This window comes from Dietzia sp. HMSC21D01, from assembly GCF_001815995.1.
Classification (GTDB): domain Bacteria; phylum Actinomycetota; class Actinomycetes; order Mycobacteriales; family Mycobacteriaceae; genus Dietzia; species Dietzia cinnamea.
On sequence record NZ_KV823778.1, the window covers coordinates 1 to 601 of the forward strand.

General features: G+C 78.0%; 1 pseudogene. It reads left to right on the plus strand.

The annotated features are described in order from the left end of the window. Window positions 1–601: pseudogene (locus HMPREF3086_RS03935) on the plus strand (DUF3367 domain-containing protein); the annotation flags it as partial.

Consider the following 601-nt stretch of genomic DNA (forward strand, 5'->3'; position numbering starts at 1 on the left):
GCGCCGTCGGCGGCCGTCGACGGGGACCGCTCCACCAGTTGGCACGCGACCGACGCCCCGTCGCCGTCGCTCGGCCTGCGCCTGCCCGGGCGCCACCTCGTCGGGTCACTGCGCCTGTGGGCGCCCCGCTCGGACGCGCCGGCGGCGCCGAGGGTCGTCACGATCGACACCGGCCTCCAGCGCACGCGCGTCGACGTCGCCACGCTCACACCCGAGGAGGACGGCTCCGTCGTCGTCGACCTCCCCGCCGACCACACCGACCGCGTCACCGTCCGCGTCGACAGCACCCGCGACGTGCGCACCCCCGGCGGGGCGCCCGTGCCCGCCGGCATCGCCGAGGTCTGGGTGCAGGACGCCTCGGGCGCCCGCATCGGCGCGCTGCCCGCCGCCGACGACGACCCCGTCACGCTGACCTGCCAGGACGGGCCCCGGCTGCACATCGGCGACCGGGTCGTGGGCACGCGGATCACCGCGTCCCGCCGGGCCCTGCTCGAGGGCCGCGCCGTTCCGGCCGAACTCTGCGACGAGTCCCCGGTCCCGCTCCCCGCCGGGCCGCAGGAGGTCTCCGTGGATCCCGGTGAGGCGTTCTCGGTGGACACCG